Genomic DNA, 12631 nt, shown 5'->3' with positions numbered 1-12631 from the left:
TGATATTTCTATGTTGTTTATTCCTCATCCTTTTTCGCCCGACACTTATATACATTATACTGATTTTTACATTGCGGAGAACAGAACTGCACATTGGAGCGGCTGGCTACAAATATCTTTCCACAGTGCTTGCACAGTTTCAGCGTAGAGTTTTCATCCGTTATCATAAAGGAAAACATCATCTGAATGGCGAGCATCAGGGAATGGAAATCCCAGACAATGGTGGGCTTATCTAAAAGTTCTATGTGGTAAGTCGGTGCAATGCCGCCAAAACATTCCATTCCTTTTCGGTATACATTCCGTTCTGCTTCCTCCAACGTATCATAATCCTGATAATACAGAAAGCTGGTAACAAAGGTAAAAGCCCAGTCAGAGAATACCGTGGTAATCCAGTCATAGCTTTCAGCATATTCCTTTTGAAAGCTCATAAGCACTGCTTGTGGCTTATCTTGTAAAGTCATAAATACCGCAAACATTTCCCGGCTATCTGTATTCCACGTAGATTCCCGACCTTTTTTTAGAAAAGAGATCTTGTCAAAAGGAAAGAAGTAGGCGAGGTAATCTTCCGTAGAAAGCGTTTCCTGTTTGATGAAATGATTCTTGGGAAGATACACCGCATCATAGGTGATAAATTCCGGTGTGGTCGGAAGTGCGGTCATCAGTCCAAGAAGTCCAAAATGTTCTGCAAAGCTCTGAATCCTCTGTTTCAATTCTTCCATAGAAGCTTTTTTCTGCATAACATCAAGACCAATTCCAAGAGCGGTCAGTACCAGCTCCTTATACTCCTTGATGGGATTGTAAAGTGACATTACGGCATCTTTTGCCGGAGTAAGGTACAAAACGCCGTCAGTCGATTCTTTCCATTCATATTTATCATAACGTACCCAGTGAGCACTGGTGCGTTTAAAAATGTTATCCATATTTCTGATACCTCTGTTTCGTCATAAATGTCTATTTTTATTGTGAGTAATTGCTATAAACAAAATTCGATTACATTCCAATCATATCATCTATCCATCCGTACTGCAATGTCTTTCTAAAAAGTTTCGTTCCTTCATAGTTGTTGACAGTCCGTTATCACATTTATACTGCAAAACCGGAATCAGCTTTTTGTGAATCTTCCTTAAAATGGTTGCTCTCACCTTACGGATATTCCGGTCAGACTGCTCATACATTTTCGCAAGACAGCATGTACTGTAATCCCTGATATATAAAAAATAGAAAAGTGCTTTGTGCTTTTCACTTAATTCACTTAGTATCTGTGAGATATTGCTGTCGCATACAAGCTCCTGCAATTCATAAGGACAGTCAAATATTACATCTAAAAATTCGCCCTTCATCATTTGCTGCCAGTACACACTTTGAATGGGTGCCGGAATAACAATCTCATCCGGAGACATGTTGTACTCAAACGGAACCTCGGCATCATCCCGGCAGACCTCGTGATAACGCTCACGTCTTTCACGGTTTTTATCCTCTTTGTCCCATGCGTCAATGACATCTTCAAAATCTCCCTGTGTTCTGGCAGCAGCTTCCATTCTTGCAATGGCAGCTTTTCGCAGGTCTCTTTTTAATATCAGCCGTTCGGCAACCTCAGGTTCTGCCTGTTCCAGTAAATCCTCTTCCGGGATGAAAGCATCTTCTTTAGTTTCCTCTTCCAGTGAAATCGTCCATTTATAATGCTCTTCTTTTTCTATCGTATCATCTGATTCTGGATTATCCGAATTATCAAAATAAAAATCTTCTCTGCTCTCCATATAAAAATCCTTTTTCAAAAAATCTTTTCAAAACAGTTCCGTTTTGCATCGGAATTTTCTCCTTTAGGTGAAGAAGTAATTGTTTTGATTGAAACAGATTACTCGAATTCAAGAAAGGAGAAAACGGAAAATGAAAAAAGGAACGATTCACATTGCCATTCGTGCCCCAACTGCTATGCATTTATTATAACAAACAAGTGTTCGATTATCAATTGTTTATTGAAGGAATGGAGGGTTTTTATGGAGAAGAAACAGAATGGTGAAAAGTGTACCAGTACTTTTACAAAAAGAATTGGAAACACCACCTATCGTGTCAATGTGCATTTCGCAGAAAACACAACGGATACCGTAGAGGATAAGCTGCTACACCTGATGGGTACAGTGGCGCTTACAGATGAAATTTCATCAGCTACTGATGAAGCAGAAGCAGTTTAAAAGGAGGAACAATCTTATGGTTAGAACACAGAGAAGTATTGAGGAACGCATTTCTGAAAAGGAAATACAGTATGAGCAGGTAATGGAAAAGGCGAAACAGTATCAGGCGCAGATGAAGCGGCTCAAACAGCAGCAAAAAGCAGAGGAACGCAAGAAACGTACTCATCTGCTGTGTCAGATTGGAGGAATCGTGGAAAAGGTACTGGATCGTCCGCTGGTGGAGGAAGATGTGATGCGTCTTTTGAATTTCCTAAATCAGCAGGAACGAAATGGAAAATATTTTACCAGAGCAATGGAAAAATGCCCGGATACGGGCAGTGAAATGGAAGGTGCCAAGAATGAGTAATTTGGTATCTTCTTTTTATATGTTGGGAGTTGCAGAGGCAGAAATGCTTTTGCAATTCCCTTTTCTCGTAAGAGAGAAGGGCGCACTTATAGACAGGCAGAGCCTGTCTGATATAAGTTTGCCACAGGTGGCAACCGGTCTGCGCTTTGCTTGCCGGGCTCGTTCCGTCGGCGGGGCTTTCAGCCAGACCAAGTTGTGTACTTGGATGACAGCAACTTGTGCAGTTGCATCGCACTCTTCGCAGAGAGCGGTCTTGCAGACGGCTATTTGCCGGATACGGCAAAATGGTAAAGCAAAAACCGCCTATGCGGTTTTTCAATATCATACGGGGAGGTGGTACGATGGCAATTTTTCATCTTTCCATTAAGATAGTCAGCCGAAGCTCTGGAAAAGGTGCAGTTGCCGCAGCTGCTTACCGGGCAGGTGTCAAATTGGAAGAAAAGGAAACCGGATATACGCACGATTACACGAGGAAAAGAGGTGTAATCTATTCGGAGATTTTTCTCCCAGCCAATGCACCACAGGAATATCAGAACCGGGAAATTCTCTGGAACGAGGTGCAGAAAGTGGAAAAGAAATCGGATGCCCAGCTTGCAAGGGAAATTGAAGTGGCACTTCCGGTTGAACTTTCAAGGGAAGAACAGATTACACTTTTGCAGAATTATATTGCAGAAAATTTCACTTCCGCTGGAATGTGTGCGGATATGGCAATTCACGAAAAGCATGTGGATGGGAAAACAGTTTTGCACCAAAATCCCCACGCCCATATCCTGTTGACCACCAGAGGATTCAAGGAAGACGGAAGCTGGGCTCCAAAGGAAAAGAAAACTTATGCGCTTGATGAAAACGGAGAACGGATTCCACTGATGGATGAGAATACTGGTTTGCAGAAACTCGGAAAGCGGAATGAGAAGTTATGGAAACGTGTTACGGTTCTGTCCAATGACTGGAATAGTCAGTCCAATGCTGAAAAGTGGCGCAGTTCCTGGGCGGATATGTGCAACCAGTATCTTGCACCGGAGAATCAGATAGACCACAGGAGCTTTAAACGACAGGGCATTGAACGGATTCCCACGATTCACGAGGGATACGCAGCCAGACAGATGGAGCGGAGGGGGCTTGCTTCGGAACGGATGGAACTTAACCGTGAAATAAAGCGGCTGAACCAAATCATTTCCAAACTGAAAGATACTGTTTTGGGAATAGGGAAAAGGCTGATGGAACTAAAGGACAATTTAATGAAAGTGAGGATGCACTATGGAGAAAGAAATATTGCAAAACGAACTTCCAATACTGGAAGAGATGCTCGCACTTATGACAGAGCAGCAGGAACTGATACTGGAGATTACGGAGGAGCTGCAGGCGGCGAATCAGGACTTGGCACAGGAAGAGAAAGTAATCAGGGAAAAGGACAGACAGATCAATTCGTTGCAGTCATTGGTGCAGCAATTGAACGACGAAAACGAACAATTGACGAAGCTTTAGAGAGGAGAAAAGAGATTTATGAACGATTTGAGAGGTTACAGAGACTCAGATCTGCTGGCAATGCTGGAACAGATGGAGCAAATGCAGGCGGAACTTACGGAAAAGACCCAGACCATACAAGCATTAGAGAGCGAACTACAGCAGCTTCCGACCTTATCCGAATGGCAGAACGTGCAGGTGCTGATGCAAGAGCAAACGACGCAGCTTCAGGAGCAGTCATTAAAGATTCGCAGACAGGCAGAGCATATCGTGAAGCAGAACGAGAGCGACAGGATTCTGAAAGACAACGAAAGATTAAGGCTCGAAAACGAGGAATTGACCGATAAGGCAGATGCTGCTTTGCATAAGCAGAAACAGGCAGAACAGGATGCAGCTTATGCAAGAAGCCATATGAAGATTAAGGAAGTGGAGGTTGAGAGAAAAGTGCTGTATGAAAAGTGCAAAAACTGTAAACAGTCGTTGCTTGACAAGGCGATTGTTTCCTACCGTAACCGAAAAGAGTATTTGGAAAATTATTTGTTTCTTTTTATGATGCTTTGCACAACAACTATGATACTGACGGCTTTTCAGCAGGAGGCATTTTGGAAAGATACCGTGGATTTCTTTACCACTTTCTTGAATGGCTGTGGAAAAGTGCTGGTAATGATAGTTGACGCAGAATGTGGACTTGCACAACTGCTCGCCGACATGATTAGTCAGCCGATATGGGGCAATGTAGTATACTGGATTGCATTGACACTGTTCCTCATCTCAACTGGAATCCTGCTCTTTTTTATCTGTCATATGGCGTGGGATAAGAATAGAAAAAAGATACGGTCAGGAATCAATATGTGGACTGTATCCATTGCAATTCTGCTGTTGATGGTGGTTGTATATCTTGGAGATTATATCCGAATGATTTTACCGATTAACCTATTCCTGCTATGGTTGATAGGTGTTGGGGTATTGCTTGCGATTGGTATATATGTGGCTGAATGTAGTAAATATCACTATTAAGGAAGTACAGCCCGTCACGTTGATGTGATGGGCTGTATATTTCAGATTTGAAATTCTGTTTCACCTATAGAATGAGGAGATACATTTAGGCAAATATTTAGATTACCTGTCTGTTTGTGTAAAAAGACTCTATTGCCCGTGCAAAGAAATCAGAAGCCCCTTCACCGTATTTTTCGTCTATCATTGGTCTGATTTTTTCATTGCGGTAATATTGCGCCTGTGCCATCATAAAGCCTTTTTCTTCTTTTATCTGGGAAAACTGTTTCATAACAAAGCCATATTCTCCGACAAGCTCTTTTACTTCAAAAGAATCTATGTCACAATTCTGTTTTGCAATCAGTTTTTGCAAAATCGCTTCTATCCGTTTGTTATAGCTTTCTGCAACTTCTTTGCTGACGGGAGTTCGGGCAACAGACAGAAACTTGTCCTTTCCACCGTACCATTCAACTACCTTTGCATAGCCTTTCTGCATTTCTTCCGAAGATACGACTTCCATATAATGCTTTTTCCATTGTTCAATGCTACCAAATTCTTTAATTGCAATATTTCTCATATTCTCCGGCATATACTCAAGCATGGTTTGGAACATTTCTTCTACTTCTGTTTTGGTAAAAATTGTAAAATCCATTTTGTTCTCTCCTTTCAGAATGTCATCAATGCTGGCAATCAGACGTTCCATTCGTTCTTTCTTTGTTACCAACATTTTTCGCTGTACTTGTAAAATCTGATTTCTATCAAGAGCCGGATTGTCCAAAACAGCTTTGATTTCTTTCAAGGAGATATCAAACTCACGGAAAAATAAAATCTGTTGTAATGTTTCCAGTGCCTTATCGTCATAAAGCCGGTATCCCGCATCACTTTTTTCTGTTGGCTTTAACAACCCGATTTCATCATAATAGTGAAGCGTGCGAACGCTGATACCTGTTAAATCTGATATTTCTTTTACAGTTCTCATAGCTACTGACCTCCTGTTCTTGATAAGATAACTTTAAGCTATGACGCTCCGAGAGAGTCAATAGGTATTTTGAATTTTAGTATAACATTTTTCTGCTCTAAAGGAAAAAGGTTGTTTGATATTCAATTATAATAATTCAAGACTGTCCTCTGCATCTACCCACATCTGTAAATTTCCATCCAATGCCAATGTCGCATATTCCAGTGGCTCATCTATTGCCAGTGCATTTAAGGCGCATTGTGAACCGGGAGTTGTCCGTAAGCCATCTTCTGCAACATTGCAGTCAATTCTTAAAGTATATCCATTGAATGTTGTTACATCAATACTGTTATGATACATATCGTATTCCGCATAAATTAATCTCATTTTTATCTGTCCTTTCCGTTGAAAATTATCTAATACATCATTTTATCCATAGATACCCGAATTTTGTATAGTTCTTATTTTATCCCTCAGAAAGTCAAACTCATGTTTCATTACTTATTGATATGGGATTTTCGGCGGTAGCAATTGGCAACAGAGTTGGCCATGAGTCCGAGAAAATTACATATAGATATGCGCATTTATTCCCATCAGTTCAGGGAGAAATGGCAGAGGCTTTAGATGATGAGTGGAAGGAGGGCTTCAATGTCGGAAAAGAAGAAGGATGATAAGAACAGGTGGAGAAACAAAACAATTGCGTTTCGAGGATCACCAGAGGAAGCTGCTGAATTGGATAAACGTTGGAAACTTTGCGGATATGCTACAAAGCAAGACTATCTTATTGATAGTATGCTTCATCAGCAAGTAGTTGCTAAAGGAAATCCTATGATGCTTGTGACATTTAGAGATGAGTTGCATGCCATTTTGCATGAACTTAGAAGAATTCAGGATGCATCGGAAATGGATGAGGAGTTACTGACACCAATTCGTACAATGCTTGAGATTTTGGAAGCATTTAAAGTGAACGAAGAGACCAAAGGAAAAAATGAGAAAAAACAATTTATGGAGAGGAGACAGTATCGAAATGTGTAAGGTATTAATTTGTGCAAATCAAAAGGGAGGAGTTGCCAAGAGCACTTCTGTAGTGAATTTAGGAATTGGGCTCGCAAGAGCAGGCAAGAAAGTACTTCTAATTGACAATGATCCTCAGGGATCTCTCACGGAGGCACTTGGATATCCAGAACCGGACAAGATTGAAATTACATTATCAAAGATTATGGAATGGGTGCTGAATGAAGAGGAGTTTGATCTTTCGGAAGGAATTATCCATCACAAAGAGGGAATTGATTTGATGCCGGCAAATATTGAACTTTCCGGAGTAGAAACATCTCTTGTAGGAATCATGAGTTCAGAAACGGTCTTGAAAGAATATATTGAAATGATAAGAGATGATTACGATTACATTCTTGTGGATTGCTCGCCGAACCTAGGTCAGCTGACGTTGAATGCGCTCGTTGCTGCAGATGAAATCATTATTCCGGTGCAAGCAGCTTATTTGCCATTGAAAGGTTTGGAGCAGTTATTGAAAACAATTAGTAGAGTAAGACGCAAGATGAATCCAACGCTTAATATCATGGGAATCTTAATTACTATGGTGGACTATAGAACCAATAATGCAAAGGATATCACAGAGGTTTTATATGAGCATTATGCCGACAAAATCCATATCTTTGATGAAGTGATTCCTTTCTCTGTAAAAGCAGCGGAAGCGTCAGCAGAAGGTGCAAGTATCTATATGTTTGATAAAAATTGCAAGGTAGCAAAAGCCTACGGAAAAATAGTAGAGGAGATTTTGTCATATGAGTAAAAGAGGACTTGGAGAAAAAATAAAGCTTAGCAGCTATGAGGAAATGTTTGGTACAGAGGATGAAACAGCATCCGTAGGAGTGCAAGGTAAGGAAGGTCAGGTAGTGGAAATCCCACTATCTGATTTGCATACCTTTAAGAATCATCCGTTTCGAGTAGTTGATGATGAAAACATGGATGAGATGGTGGAAAGCATCAAAGAGTATGGAGTGCTTGTTCCGGCTATTGCAAGGCCTAGAGAAGCGGGAGGATATGAACTTATATCTGGCCATCGTAGAAAACATGCATCCGAACTAGCAGGCAAAGATACCATGCCGGTTATTGTTAGAGATTGTAATGACGATGAAGCAGTGGTAATCATGGTGGATGCAAATATCCAAAGAGAGGATATCTTGGTAAGTGAAAGAGCCAAAGCATATCGGATGAAATATGAAGCGATGAAGCATCAGGGCAAGGCCCAGGGAAATTCCCTGCAGGAAATGAGTGAGCAAGCAGGAGAAAGCATGAAGACCATTCAGAGGCTTATTTGCTTGGCAAGTTTGGATAAAGATTTGCTGAATATGGTGGATGAGAAAAAGTTGAGTCTTAGACAGGGCGTGGATCTTTCCTTTATCCCAGAGGAACATCAGAAGTTGGTTTATAAAGTGATCAGCAAAATGTCTGCATCACTTAGTCTGGAGCAGAGCGCGCGAATCAAGGATGCATCCAGAAAAGGATATTTGAATGAGGAGTTTTTGAAGGATTTCCTATCAGAGAAAAAAACAAAGCCACGTAAGGTGGTTTTTAATCAAAAGAAACTGGACAACTATTTTACGCCGGACATGTCAAATGAAGATATAGAGGAACTTATCGTCAGATTGTTAGATGAATGGAAGGAGAAAGGGGAGAAGCGTTAATGGAGAGATTAGACCTTGAATTTTATTATGGGCAGGAAGCAGAGCAGTTTACGTTCTATCGCTTGCCAAAGGCTCTAATTACAGATAATCGCTTCAAGGAAGTATCGAACAATGCCAAGCTTCTGTACGGTCTTATGTTAGACCGTATGGGACTTTCGGCTAGAAGTGGCTGGTTTGATGAAGAAAATCGTGTATACATAAAGTATGCGGTAAAGAGCATCATGGAGGATCTGAATTGCAGTAAGATGACTGCGGTAGGACTCTTAAAAGAGCTTCAGGCAATAGGACTTATAGATATGGTTCAGAAAAGTGGGGTCGCCAATATTATTTATGTGAAGAATTTCGTTTCTGAAAGTAAATCTGCATCCAAGGGGGAAGAAGACGCACTAGACCGGTCTAATAATTGTACCAGTAAAGAAAGCGTACCAGTGGAATTGGACGAGCACAAAAATGAGACCGGTATAGAAATTAGACCAGTACATAAAGACGACCAGTCAGAATCTATGACCGGTACAGGTACAGAAAGTGGACAAGCGGTGGTACAGAATATGGACCCGAATAATAAAGAATTAAGTAATACTGAATTGAGTAATAATCATCCTATCACTCTATCAAGAGAGGTTGATCCGATGGATGAAGCAGAAGCATATATGCAGCTAATTCGTGAAAATATTGAATATGACGCTATGATGAGTAGCAAGACATGGAGAGACAGAGACGCATACGAGGAACTGTATCAGCTGATTTGTGATGTGGTATGTGTTCCAAGAAAAACAATCCGCATAGGTGGAGAAGATTATCCTTACAATCTGGTTAAGAGCAAATTCCTTAAGCTGACATCAAGCCATTTGGAGTATGTGATTAGTTGCATGAACAACAATACCACAAAAATATCAAACATCAGAGCATATCTGATTACAGCGTTATACAATGCTCCAAATACGATTAATAGTTATTATCAGGCAGAGGTTAATTATGATATGTATGGTGCATGGCGAGATGGAGAATAAAGTCACTTCTGGTCCAGTGGACTAGAAGTGGCGATAACTTGCCATAAAGGTTATAATAATATGGAAAGGTGGATGATTATGGCAAAGTATATTGTTGAAGAGAGTAATTATAAAAAGTACGAAAAGAACTATTTGTTTCCATTTATTAATTTGGTACCAGGGATTGTATGGAGCATTCCGCTTCATCAAAAGTTATTTCCGAATGCAAGTTGGTGGATGACATTTGGACGGTGTGCTGCATTTGTAGCATTGTATTGGTATCTGAGTTTAAAACCGATTATTGCAGTAATACCTTGTGTGGCTGGAATAGTAATGTTTACAGCTTTGTTTTGGGTATTTGCTGATTATATAGGAAATGCACCTGCAAGGATTATTGTGAAGATAATTATTTTGGGTGTGTTTATAATGATAGAACTGTGTGTTTGGATTAATGCAACATTACCTTGGTTGGAGAGTAAAGAGGCAAATAAGCCGAGGATTAGGGTTGAAAAATAGTTAATTAAAGCATTTAAAGGAGATTTATTAGTCCGGATAAAGGGACAGTTTATATGGTAAGTTAGAGTCGTGGTAAAACACGGCTCCTTTTTAGATTTGTAATTTAACTAAATTACACATTGACAAGTGAACAGTACTAGTGTATTATAATATATGTAATTTAACTAAAGTACTGAAAGGAGCGGCGATGGAATTAAAAAGCTTATGTGAAGTTATTAATTTTTCTTTAGGCAAAAATCCTACAAGAATTAAAGAGCAAGAATTAAGTTTATATTCGCCCGAGAATTTTGAAAGTGATCTATATTGCATAAATGAGCATGATAAAAGATCGGAATGTATCATTAATCTCATTAAGTCAAAAGTGGCACCGGTGTCGATGGATAATGCAGATAAATGTATTACATCCAATTTTTTAAAATGCGAATTTGATGGACGAATATTAGATAAGTGGTATTTTTGCTATCAGTTTAATGAAGGTAAAGATTTTGAGCAGCAGATTGCAATGTTTCATCAAGGAACAACACTTAGTGTAAAGAAGCTAAATGTGAAAATAATAGGTGAGCTTAAAATAAGACTTCCAGATATAGATAAGCAACGAATAATTGGAGAATTATATCGGCAGTCGTTAATACAAAATCGCTTGATGATAAAGCAGGCGGAAGATATTAAGAATTTAACACTTACAATAATAAGAAAAATTGAGGAGGATTAAGAAATGGCAGAAAGTAAGGATTTATTACAGGTATTATGGAGCGGTGCAGATGTGCTTCGTGGCAAGATGGATGCCAACGAATATAAGACATATTTATTAGGACTCGTTTTTTATAAATATTTATCGGATTCATATCTTGCAAAAGTATATGATTTGTTGAATGATGAATCTCCAGATGATTTGCAGGAGGCACAGAAACAGTATGAAGAAGTTATGAAAACAGATGATGCCAAGGATTTACTTCAGGAGTTAAGAGATTCTATGCATTACACACTGGATCCTGATATGACATATGTAAGTATGCTAAATGCGGTTAAGAACAATGCTTTTAATAGAGAAAAATTACAGGCTGCTTTTAATCGTATTCAGGAATCAGATGAATTATTCAATGGATTATTTGCAGACGTAGATTTGTATTCTAACAGACTTGGAACCGGAGATCAGAAGCAGAGTGCCACAATAGCTGAAGTAATAAGGGTACTTGATGGAGCGGATTTGATCCATGCTAAAGGTGATGTGCTTGGAAATGCCTATGAGTACTTAATAGGTCAGTTTGCATCTGAGACGGGAAAAAAAGCTGGAGAATTCTATACGCCTCATGGACCGGCACAGATTCTTTGTAGAATCGCAATGGCAGGACAGGAAAATAAAAAGGGCTTGCAAGTATATGATCCATGTATGGGTTCAGGATCGCTTATGCTTAGTTGTAGAAATTATTCCAGTGAGCCTGATTATATCAAATATTATGGTCAGGAACTTATGCCGTCAACATATAACTTGGCAAGAATGAATATGTTCCTTCATGGAGTACTTCCAGAGAATCAGCATCTTAGAAATGGTGATACATTGGACGCGGATTGGCCGACTGATGAAGAGACAGAATTTGATGTAGTTGTAATGAATCCGCCATACTCAGCTAACTGGTCAGCAGCTGAAGGTTTTAAGCAGGATGAAAGATTTATGGATTATGGCGGTAAGCTTGCACCAAAGTCAAAGGCAGATTATGCATTCCTGCTTCATGGTTTCTATCATCTGAAGCAGACTGGGACTATGGCCATCGTATTACCTCACGGTGTATTGTTTAGAGGGGCTGCAGAGGGAACCATTCGAGAGACATTGCTTAAGAATGGATCAATTTATGCGGTAATTGGTTTGCCATCAAATATGTTTTACAATACGTCAATTCCTACATGCATTATTGTTCTTAAGAAACATAGAGAGGGTAGAGATGTACTTTTCATTGATGCGTCTAATCTTTTTGAGAAGGAAAAGAAGCAGAATGTAATGAATGAAGAACATATCGATAAAGTCTTAAAACTCTATAATGATAGAAAAACAGTTGATAAGCTGACATATTTGGCGTCTTATGATGATATAAAGGCAAATGATTTCAACCTTAATATCCCGAGGTATGTGGATACAAGCGAGGAAGAGGAAGAGATAGATTTAAAGGTACTTACAGGAAGTATTAGAGAAACAAATAAGTCAATTAAAGAATGCAATGAAGCTTTGATCTCAATGCTTGGTGATCTTACCTTTAATTCTTCAGAAACAGAAGAGGCAGTTAAAGAATTTATCAAGATATTTGAGGAGGTGTAAGAATGGGGAATACACCTAATATAAGATTCAAGGGATTTACTGATGATTGGGAACAGCGTAAGCTGGGAGCAACAAATACATTTTTCACAGATGGCAACTATGGAGAGGCTTATCCAAAATCATCTGATATGACTGATAGCGGTAGTGGAATACCTTT

General features: G+C 39.5%; 16 protein-coding genes and 1 pseudogene. 13 read left to right on the top strand and 4 right to left on the bottom strand.

All coding sequences use genetic code 11. The features are described 5' to 3' along the window. Positions 1–17: 17 nt before the first annotated feature. Entirely contained in the window at positions 18–920 is a 903-nt protein-coding gene (locus ACTNB3_RS15600) for a hypothetical protein (protein ID WP_235250477.1), read from the bottom strand. A gap of 90 nt (positions 921–1010) precedes the next feature. After that, the gene (locus ACTNB3_RS15595; RefSeq protein WP_227078340.1) at positions 1011–1757 is read right to left on the bottom strand and encodes a sigma-70 family RNA polymerase sigma factor; all 747 of its coding nucleotides are present in this window, start codon (positions 1755–1757) and stop codon (positions 1011–1013) included. A gap of 240 nt (positions 1758–1997) precedes the next feature. On the opposite strand from ACTNB3_RS15595, the gene ACTNB3_RS15590 reads away from it, so the two are divergent. The 5 genes from ACTNB3_RS15590 to ACTNB3_RS15570 are packed head-to-tail and all read left to right on the top strand — an operon-like array spanning position 1998 to position 5019. After that, complete coding sequence (locus ACTNB3_RS15590; protein ID WP_235250476.1) at positions 1998–2192, top strand: transposon-encoded TnpW family protein; 195 nt, start codon at positions 1998–2000, stop codon at positions 2190–2192. A 16-nt stretch (positions 2193–2208) separates the two neighbouring features. After that, entirely contained in the window at positions 2209–2538 is a 330-nt protein-coding gene (locus ACTNB3_RS15585; protein WP_235250475.1) for a DUF3847 domain-containing protein, read from the top strand. Next, positions 2462–2905, top strand: coding sequence for a hypothetical protein (locus ACTNB3_RS15580; RefSeq protein WP_235250473.1), 444 nt, complete (start codon positions 2462–2464; stop codon positions 2903–2905). The genes ACTNB3_RS15585 and ACTNB3_RS15580 overlap by 77 nt, the downstream gene beginning before the upstream one ends. Beyond that, a complete protein-coding gene (gene mobQ, locus ACTNB3_RS15575; protein ID WP_235250472.1) occupies positions 2880–4349 on the top strand; it encodes a MobQ family relaxase in 1470 nt (489 codons plus the stop codon). The genes ACTNB3_RS15580 and mobQ overlap by 26 nt, the downstream gene beginning before the upstream one ends. Continuing rightward, positions 4273–5019 carry a DUF6040 family protein gene (locus tag ACTNB3_RS15570; RefSeq protein WP_235250471.1) on the top strand — a complete coding sequence of 249 codons (747 nt, stop codon included), beginning with the start codon at positions 4273–4275 and terminating at the stop codon, positions 5017–5019. The genes mobQ and ACTNB3_RS15570 overlap by 77 nt, the downstream gene beginning before the upstream one ends. Before the next feature lie 97 nt (positions 5020–5116). Here ACTNB3_RS15570 and ACTNB3_RS15565 read toward each other — a convergent pair whose 3' ends face one another. Next, entirely contained in the window at positions 5117–5974 is an 858-nt protein-coding gene (locus ACTNB3_RS15565) for a MerR family transcriptional regulator (RefSeq protein WP_235250470.1), read from the bottom strand. 126 nt (positions 5975–6100) lie between these two features. After that, positions 6101–6340: a DUF6061 family protein gene (locus ACTNB3_RS15560; RefSeq protein ID WP_055213328.1), complete on the bottom strand. Its 240-nt coding sequence runs from the start codon at positions 6338–6340 to the stop codon at positions 6101–6103. Positions 6341–6438: 98 nt separating this feature from the next. On the opposite strand from ACTNB3_RS15560, the pseudogene ACTNB3_RS15555 reads away from it, so the two are divergent. The 8 genes and pseudogenes from ACTNB3_RS15555 to ACTNB3_RS15520 all read left to right on the top strand — a co-directional run. Further along, positions 6439–6624: pseudogene (locus ACTNB3_RS15555) on the top strand (hypothetical protein); the annotation flags it as partial. Continuing rightward, a complete protein-coding gene (locus ACTNB3_RS15550; RefSeq protein WP_441026768.1) occupies positions 6602–6988 on the top strand; it encodes a plasmid mobilization protein in 387 nt (128 codons plus the stop codon). The pseudogene ACTNB3_RS15555 and the gene ACTNB3_RS15550, both read left to right, overlap by 23 nt. Beyond that, positions 6981–7763: a ParA family protein gene (locus ACTNB3_RS15545; protein ID WP_441026766.1), complete on the top strand. Its 783-nt coding sequence runs from the start codon at positions 6981–6983 to the stop codon at positions 7761–7763. The genes ACTNB3_RS15550 and ACTNB3_RS15545 overlap by 8 nt, the downstream gene beginning before the upstream one ends. Beyond that, positions 7756–8658 (top strand): ParB/RepB/Spo0J family partition protein, encoded by a 903-nt coding sequence (locus ACTNB3_RS15540; protein WP_441026764.1) that lies wholly within the window; start codon positions 7756–7758, stop codon positions 8656–8658. Before ACTNB3_RS15545 ends, ACTNB3_RS15540 begins: the two co-directional genes overlap by 8 nt. Next, entirely contained in the window at positions 8658–9668 is a 1011-nt protein-coding gene (locus ACTNB3_RS15535) for a DUF6017 domain-containing protein (protein WP_441026762.1), read from the top strand. The genes ACTNB3_RS15540 and ACTNB3_RS15535 overlap by 1 nt, the downstream gene beginning before the upstream one ends. A 78-nt stretch (positions 9669–9746) precedes the next feature. Beyond that, the gene (locus ACTNB3_RS15530) at positions 9747–10163 is read left to right on the top strand and encodes a hypothetical protein (protein ID WP_441026760.1); all 417 of its coding nucleotides are present in this window, start codon (positions 9747–9749) and stop codon (positions 10161–10163) included. Between the two features lie 187 nt (positions 10164–10350). Then, positions 10351–10875: a hypothetical protein gene (locus tag ACTNB3_RS15525; protein ID WP_441026759.1), complete on the top strand. Its 525-nt coding sequence runs from the start codon at positions 10351–10353 to the stop codon at positions 10873–10875. 3 nt (positions 10876–10878) lie between these two features. Further along, the gene (locus ACTNB3_RS15520) at positions 10879–12474 is read left to right on the top strand and encodes a type I restriction-modification system subunit M (protein WP_441026757.1); all 1596 of its coding nucleotides are present in this window, start codon (positions 10879–10881) and stop codon (positions 12472–12474) included. The last annotated feature ends 157 nt before the right edge of the window (positions 12475–12631 follow it).

The organism is Bariatricus sp. HCP28S3_D3 (genome assembly GCF_052065755.1).
Taxonomy (GTDB): domain Bacteria; phylum Bacillota; class Clostridia; order Lachnospirales; family Lachnospiraceae; genus Allocoprococcus.
The sequence above is the reverse complement of the archived record's forward strand: the minus strand, read 5'-3'. Positions and strand labels throughout refer to the sequence as shown.

What these genes read in the sequence shown, in the direction of transcription:
- ACTNB3_RS15565 (WP_235250470.1), bottom strand. Translation starts at nt 5,974, where the DNA reads ATGAGAACTGTAAAAGAAATATCAGATTTAACAGGTATCAGCGTTCGC.
- mobQ (WP_235250472.1), top strand. Translation starts at nt 2,880, where the DNA reads ATGGCAATTTTTCATCTTTCCATTAAGATAGTCAGCCGAAGCTCTGGA.
- ACTNB3_RS15580 (WP_235250473.1), top strand. Translation starts at nt 2,462, where the DNA reads ATGGAAAATATTTTACCAGAGCAATGGAAAAATGCCCGGATACGGGCA.
- ACTNB3_RS15600 (WP_235250477.1), bottom strand. Translation starts at nt 920, where the DNA reads ATGGATAACATTTTTAAACGCACCAGTGCTCACTGGGTACGTTATGAT.
- ACTNB3_RS15520 (WP_441026757.1), top strand. Translation starts at nt 10,879, where the DNA reads ATGGCAGAAAGTAAGGATTTATTACAGGTATTATGGAGCGGTGCAGAT.
- ACTNB3_RS15595 (WP_227078340.1), bottom strand. Translation starts at nt 1,757, where the DNA reads ATGGAGAGCAGAGAAGATTTTTATTTTGATAATTCGGATAATCCAGAA.
- ACTNB3_RS15530 (WP_441026760.1), top strand. Translation starts at nt 9,747, where the DNA reads ATGGCAAAGTATATTGTTGAAGAGAGTAATTATAAAAAGTACGAAAAG.
- ACTNB3_RS15545 (WP_441026766.1), top strand. Translation starts at nt 6,981, where the DNA reads ATGTGTAAGGTATTAATTTGTGCAAATCAAAAGGGAGGAGTTGCCAAG.
- ACTNB3_RS15550 (WP_441026768.1), top strand. Translation starts at nt 6,602, where the DNA reads ATGTCGGAAAAGAAGAAGGATGATAAGAACAGGTGGAGAAACAAAACA.
- ACTNB3_RS15585 (WP_235250475.1), top strand. Translation starts at nt 2,209, where the DNA reads ATGGTTAGAACACAGAGAAGTATTGAGGAACGCATTTCTGAAAAGGAA.
- ACTNB3_RS15590 (WP_235250476.1), top strand. Translation starts at nt 1,998, where the DNA reads ATGGAGAAGAAACAGAATGGTGAAAAGTGTACCAGTACTTTTACAAAA.
- ACTNB3_RS15525 (WP_441026759.1), top strand. Translation starts at nt 10,351, where the DNA reads ATGGAATTAAAAAGCTTATGTGAAGTTATTAATTTTTCTTTAGGCAAA.
- ACTNB3_RS15540 (WP_441026764.1), top strand. Translation starts at nt 7,756, where the DNA reads ATGAGTAAAAGAGGACTTGGAGAAAAAATAAAGCTTAGCAGCTATGAG.
- ACTNB3_RS15560 (WP_055213328.1), bottom strand. Translation starts at nt 6,340, where the DNA reads ATGAGATTAATTTATGCGGAATACGATATGTATCATAACAGTATTGAT.
- ACTNB3_RS15535 (WP_441026762.1), top strand. Translation starts at nt 8,658, where the DNA reads ATGGAGAGATTAGACCTTGAATTTTATTATGGGCAGGAAGCAGAGCAG.